The 5,979-nt window shown below is 71.6% G+C and carries 5 protein-coding genes; 4 read left to right on the forward strand and 1 reads right to left on the reverse strand.

The window, feature by feature from the left end; genetic code table 11:
- Positions 1-179: 179 nt before the first annotated feature.
- Positions 180-845, reverse strand: a complete 666-nt coding sequence (locus ACFXGX_RS42035; protein ID WP_384803398.1) for a DUF461 domain-containing protein — start codon at positions 843-845, stop codon at positions 180-182.
- 1,172 nt (positions 846-2,017) lie between these two features.
- Between ACFXGX_RS42035 and ACFXGX_RS42040 the strand changes: the two genes are divergently transcribed.
- From ACFXGX_RS42040 to cysS, 4 genes are all read left to right on the forward strand, one after another.
- Positions 2,018-2,500, forward strand: a complete 483-nt coding sequence (locus tag ACFXGX_RS42040) for a CarD family transcriptional regulator (RefSeq protein WP_003953493.1) — start codon at positions 2,018-2,020, stop codon at positions 2,498-2,500.
- A 353-nt stretch (positions 2,501-2,853) separates the two neighbouring features.
- Positions 2,854-3,606 carry a 2-C-methyl-D-erythritol 4-phosphate cytidylyltransferase gene (ispD, locus tag ACFXGX_RS42045; RefSeq protein WP_384803401.1) on the forward strand — a complete coding sequence of 251 codons (753 nt, stop codon included), beginning with the start codon at positions 2,854-2,856 and terminating at the stop codon, positions 3,604-3,606.
- On the forward strand, positions 3,596-4,171 hold the full coding sequence (ispF, locus tag ACFXGX_RS42050) for a 2-C-methyl-D-erythritol 2,4-cyclodiphosphate synthase (protein WP_384803404.1): 576 nt from the start codon (positions 3,596-3,598) through the stop codon (positions 4,169-4,171). The genes ispD and ispF overlap by 11 nt, the downstream gene beginning before the upstream one ends.
- A gap of 297 nt (positions 4,172-4,468) precedes the next feature.
- Positions 4,469-5,869, forward strand: a complete 1,401-nt coding sequence (gene cysS / locus ACFXGX_RS42055) for a cysteine--tRNA ligase (protein WP_384803407.1) — start codon at positions 4,469-4,471, stop codon at positions 5,867-5,869.
- The last annotated feature ends 110 nt before the right edge of the window (positions 5,870-5,979 follow it).

Consider the following 5,979-nt stretch of genomic DNA (forward strand, 5'->3'; position numbering starts at 1 on the left):
CGCGCACCCCCCCCCCGCTCCCCCGCCGCTCACCCCCGCCCCCGCGCGCGGGCGGGCGCCGCGGGGGGGGGCGCCCCCCCCCCGCCGGCGTACTGGACTGCCGCGCGCGTACGGCCACGCGGTGGGCGCCGGCCGTGCACGGGGCCGGAGACCGGCCCGCGTCTAGCGCGCGTCCGGCGTCACTGCCCGGCGGACGCCGACGCGGTGGCCGTCGTGCTCGACGACGCGGTCGTGCCGGCCTGGCCCGCCTCGGAGGCGGGCGCGGACGGGGCGCCCGTGACGGACTCGGACGGCGACGTGGCCGGGGCCGAGGAGGTGGCGGGCGCCGACGGGATGTCGCTCGGGCCCCAGTCGGAGAAGTAGCTCTCCGCCGGGACGACGAAAGCGCCCAGGCTCACGTCACCGGTCTCGCTGAAGGCGAAGGTCACCTTCTGGACGCTGCCGTTCAGGACGGTCTGGGAGGGGCTGGACAGCACCGCGGAGGCGTTGCCCTTGCCGCCGAGGACGATCGAGCCGCCGGCCGGGACGGTCAGCTTGCCCTTGCCGTCGGCGGCCTTGATCTCGGCGGTGCCCTCGCCCTCGACGTTGATCGAGTCCACGGTCTGGGCGGTGGTGCCGTTGTTGTACAGCGTCGCGGAGACCACGGCCGGGCCGGTGGCCTTCACGTCGGGCTGGGTGATGACGAGGGCGTTCTGGACCTTGATCACGCCCACGGAGGTGGCCGCGTTGTCCGGCTTGACCTCGAGCGTCTCGGCGTTGCTGCCGGCGCCACAAGCGGCGAGCGAGGCGATCGAGAAGGCGATGACGGCGGCGGCGAGAGAGCCGCGTCGAAGGCTGCTGCTCACGGCGGCGGCAACTCCTTGAACGTGGGCGAAGCAGGGCGACCTCTGTGTAAAGCCGCCCTAAGGGTCTGTCAGCGGCCTTAGGTTACCGATCCGTTCCCGCCCGACCGCACCCGACCCTCCCCAAGCACCCGACTTTGCTCACCCGAGTGAAACGAGGGGGCACACACGAGACCGTCCGGGCCGGCTCGCGGAGGTTGATCGGGGCGAGTGTGCGGGGCTCTCCGGGCTGGGCGCTGCGGGGCCCTCCGGGCTGGGCCGCGCCGGCCTGCCGGGGCCAAGCCTGCGCTCGGGCTGGGCCGCGCCGGGCTGGGCCGGGCTGGGCTGGGCCGCGCTGGCCTGCCGGGGCCATGCCTGCGCTCGGGCTGGGCCGCGCCGGCCTGCCGGGGCCAAGCCCCCGCTTGGGCTAGGCCGGGCTGGGCCGTGTGGCCTTGTGTGGGCCGGGTCGCGCGGCTTGGTCGGGCCGGGGCGCGCTCGACTGCCCCGACACGGGCTGCCCGGTGCGGCACCCCAGCCCGGCACTCCGGCCCGGCCCGGCCTGCGGCCCCGAGCAGCCCAGCCCGCACGCCCCTCCCGCACGGCGGTGGGCCTGTACGGGGCGGCCCGGCCGGGACCGGTCGGTGTGCGGGGCGGCCGGGGCGGTCGGCGTGCGTCCGCGAGCCTCGGTGCGACCGGTGTGCGCCCCCGGGCCGCCTTCCGACACGCCGCGCGCCGGTGTGCGCCCACCGCTTTGTCGTGCGCCGGTCCGCCATTCACATAAGTTCCGCAGACTTACGCTTGCGCATTTCGTGGAATGAATGCCCGGCTCTCCGGGAAAAGGATCACGGTGTCATCGGGGGCCGTCGAGTACGTGATCACCGATCGCCTTGATCAATTCCGGATTCGTCTCGTACTCGGCTCCGCCCGTCGAACGGAGTAGCGGAACTCGCGCTCTTGGAGCAGGACAAAACGGGATGTTCGGACCCTGACGGCGGGCTCCGGGTGTGTGTAACGTACGCGTTTCACTCCGCCTGGACAGCGGCTCCCACCTGCGAATACCCTCTTCCGCTCGCCCCTCGCAGCACGTTCCTGTTGCGGTTGTCAAGCCCCGAGATATGCCCTGACCTGCGAAAACGCCATTCAGAAGACGCCGTTTCCGTGTTACTCTGGATAGCCACGGAAGGGGTACCTGTCACATGACGTTCAAGGTTGGCGACACCGTGGTCTATCCCCATCACGGGGCCGCGCTGATCGAGGCCATCGAAACTCGCCAGATCAAAGGCGTGGACAAGACCTACTTGGTGCTGAAGGTCGCCCAGGGTGACCTGACGGTACGTGTGCCAGCGGACAATGCGGAGTTCGTCGGCGTACGTGATGTGGTCGGTCAGGACGGGCTGGACCGGGTCTTCGAGGTGCTGCGCGCGCCGTACGCCGAGGAGCCCACGAACTGGTCGCGTCGCTACAAGGCAAATCTGGAGAAGCTCGCCTCCGGCGATGTCATCAAGGTCGCGGAAGTCGTGCGTGACCTGTGGCGTCGTGAGCGCGAGCGCGGACTCTCCGCAGGTGAGAAGCGCATGCTCGCCAAGGCGCGCCAGATTCTGGTGAGCGAGCTCGCCCTCGCGGAGAACACCAACGAGGACAAGGCCGAGGCCCTGCTCGACGAGGTTCTCGCGTCCTGACGCCGGCTCAGTCGCCGAGACGCGAGCCGTCTTGACGTACGCCCAAGCCTGCGCAGAAGCGCAATGAAATGCCGCGGTGCCCGATGACGCAATTGCCGTATTGCTGTCGCCGGGCGCTGCGGCATGTTCGTACCCGCACCCATTCGGTAAACCGGCCGTTCACCCGGTATCGGCTTTCCCGCGGTATACCGGCGTATCCGATACTCGGGATGCCGAACCGGGCAGTCGACTTGACCGGATGTCACGGAAGGGTCCGGTCAGGCGTCGCGCCCGGTGCTCCCCCAGCTCCCCGAGCAGGGGGTACCCCCAGGCCATACCCATCCCGGTCGAGCACACAAACCTGACAGGAACCGATGTCTGACGTTTCGCTCCCTTCGCCGCCGGAGGCCCGTACCGCCGCCGTGATCCCGGCCGCCGGACGAGGTGTGCGCCTCGGTCCGGGCGCCCCCAAGGCGCTCCGCGCGCTGAACGGCACGCCCATGCTCATCCACGCGATCCGCGCGATGGCCGCGTCGCGCGCCGTCTCGCTGGTCGTCGTCGTGGCTCCGCCGGACGGCACGGCCGAGGTCAAGACGCTGCTCGACGCGCACGCGCTGCCCGAGCGCACCGACTTCGTCGTCGTCCCGGGCGGTGACAGCCGCCAGGAGTCCGTGAAGTACGGCCTCGACGCGCTGCCGCCCGGCGTCGACATCGTCCTGGTGCACGACGCGGCCCGGCCGCTCGTCCCCGTCGACACGGTGGACGCCGTCATCGAGGCCGTACGGGACGGCGCTCCCGCCGTCGTGCCGGCGCTGCCGCTCGCCGACACCGTCAAGGAGGTCGAGCCCGCGGCCGTCGCCGGGGAGACCGAGCCGGTCGTGGCCACCCCGGAGCGGGCTCGGCTGCGTGCCGTGCAGACGCCTCAGGGCTTCGACCGCGAGACGCTTCTGCGGGCCCACGAGACCGTCACCGACGACGTGACCGACGACGCCAGCATGGTCGAGCAGTTGGGCGTGCGGGTCGTGGTGGTGCCGGGCCACGAGGAGGCGTTCAAGGTGACGCGCCCGCTGGATCTGGTGCTGGCGGAGGCGGTTCTCGCGCGGCGGAGGCTCAACGATGGGTTCTGAGGCACCGGGAGCGACGGGTTCCGGGACCTCGGAGCGGACGGCCGTTCAGGGGTCTGGTCACGCCCCGGTCCAGGGCCTGGTGCTCCCGCTGGTCGGGATCGGCACCGACATCCACGCCTTCGAGGAAGGGCGGGAGCTGTGGTGTGCCGGCCTGAAGTGGGAGGGGGAGGGGCCCGGGCTCGCCGGGCACTCCGACGCCGACGTCGTCGCGCACGCCGCGTGCAACGCGCTCTTCTCCGCGGCGGGCCTCGGTGACCTCGGGGCCCACTTCGGCACCGGGCGCCCGGAGTGGTCCGGGGCGCCGGGGGTCGTGCTGCTGACGGAGGCGGCGCGGATCGTCCGCGAGGCCGGCTTCGTCGTCGGCAACGTCGCGGTCCAGGTCGTCGGCCCCCGCCCGAAGATCGGCAAGCGGCGGGACGAGGCCCAGAAGATCCTGTCCGAAGCGGTGGGGGCGCCGGTCTCGGTGTCGGGCGCCACGACGGACGGCCTCGGCTTCCCGGGGCGCGACGAGGGCCTGATGGCGGTCGCCACGGCACTGGTCGTACGAGCGGACCGAACGGGCTGAACGGACCGAGAGCACCTGCTGTCCGGGTGGTCGCAAGCACCGGCTGTCCAGCCGTCCGGGTGGTCGGGAGCACCGGCCATCCGGGTGGTAGGGAGCACCGGTTGTCCGGCGGCCCGGAGCACCGGCTCTCCGGTGGTCCCGGGCCCCGGAGTACGGGCGTCCGGGTGCGCCGGGACCACCCGGTTGTCCCCCCGACGCTCCCCCGTACAGCCCCTGGCTCCCCCGTTTGTCACGAATACGTGGCCATGCTGTGGGAAGGGGCGCGGGGCACTGCCCGGTGCCCACTACCCTGGAGTGGTGACCATTCGCCTGTACGACACCAGCGCCCGGCAGATCCGTGACTTCACCCCGCTCGTGCCGGGTTGCGTCTCGATCTACCTCTGTGGCGCGACCGTGCAGGCCGCTCCGCACATCGGGCACATCCGCTCCGGCCTCAACTTCGACATCATGCGCCGCTGGTTCGCGTACCGCGGCTATGACGTGACGTTCATCAGGAACGTCACGGACATCGACGACAAGATCATCGCCAAGTCGGCCGCCCAGGGCCGCCCCTGGTGGTCCATCGGCTACGAGAACGAGCGTGCCTTCAACGAGGGTTACGACGCGCTCGGCTGCCTGCCGCCCACGTACGAGCCCCGTGCCACCGGTCATGTCCCCGAGATGATCGAGATGATGCGCGGTCTCATCGAGCGCGGTCACGCCTACGAGGCCGACGGGAACGTCTACTTCGACGTGCGCTCGTACGACGGCTATCTCGAACTGTCCAACCAGGAGCTCGAGAACCTGCTCCAGCCCGCGGGCGAGGGCGAGACGGGCAAGCGCGACCCGCGCGACTTCGCCATGTGGAAGTCCGTGAAGCCGGGCGAGCCGAGCTGGGAGACGCCCTGGGGCCGCGGCCGTCCGGGCTGGCACCTGGAGTGCTCGGCCATGGCCCACAAGTACCTGGGCAGCGCCTTCGACATCCACGGCGGCGGGATCGACCTGATCTTCCCGCACCACGAGAACGAGATCGCGCAGGCCAAGGCCTTCGGGGACGAGTTCGCGAAGTACTGGGTGCACAACGCCTGGGTCACCCTGAGCGGCGAGAAGATGTCCAAGTCCCTCGGGAACTCGGTCCTCGTGTCCACGATGACCAAGGTGTGGCGTCCCATCGTGCTGCGCTACTACCTCGGCACCCCGCACTACCGCTCGATGATCGAGTACAGCGAAGGCGCCCTGCGCGACGCCGAGTCGGCGTTCGCGCGTATCGAGGGCTTCGTGCAGCGGGTCGTCGAGAAGGCGGGGGGCGTCGTCGAGCCGGCCGCCGAGGTGCCGCCCGCGTTCGCCGAGGCGATGGACGACGACCTGGGCGTCCCCCAGGCGCTGGCCATCGTGCACACGACGGTCCGCCAGGGGAACTCCGCCCTGGCCGCCGACGACAAGGAAGCCGCCGTGGCGCGCCTCGCCGAGGTACGGGCCATGCTCGGCGTCCTCGGACTCGACCCCCTCGACCCGCAGTGGGCCGAGGACGGCGACCGCGGCGACGATCTGCACGGCGTCGTCGACACCCTCGTCCATCTGGTCCTCGACCAGCGCGAGGCCGCCCGCGCCCGCAAGGACTGGGCCGCGGCGGACGCCATCCGCGACCAGCTCAACCAGTCCGGCCTGGTCATCGAGGACAGCCCGCAGGGGCCCCGCTGGGCGCTCGGACCGCGCTGACGGCCCGCTCCGGCGACCCCGGGGGCCCCCCGGGGGGCCGGTGGGATGTGTTGGGGGCGCGCCACCCGCGGGCGCCCCGAGAAATCAAGTCACCAACCCCCACCCCCCCA

Source organism: Streptomyces sp. NPDC059371, from assembly GCF_042751995.1.
In the GTDB taxonomy this organism is placed as follows: domain Bacteria; phylum Actinomycetota; class Actinomycetes; order Streptomycetales; family Streptomycetaceae; genus Streptomyces.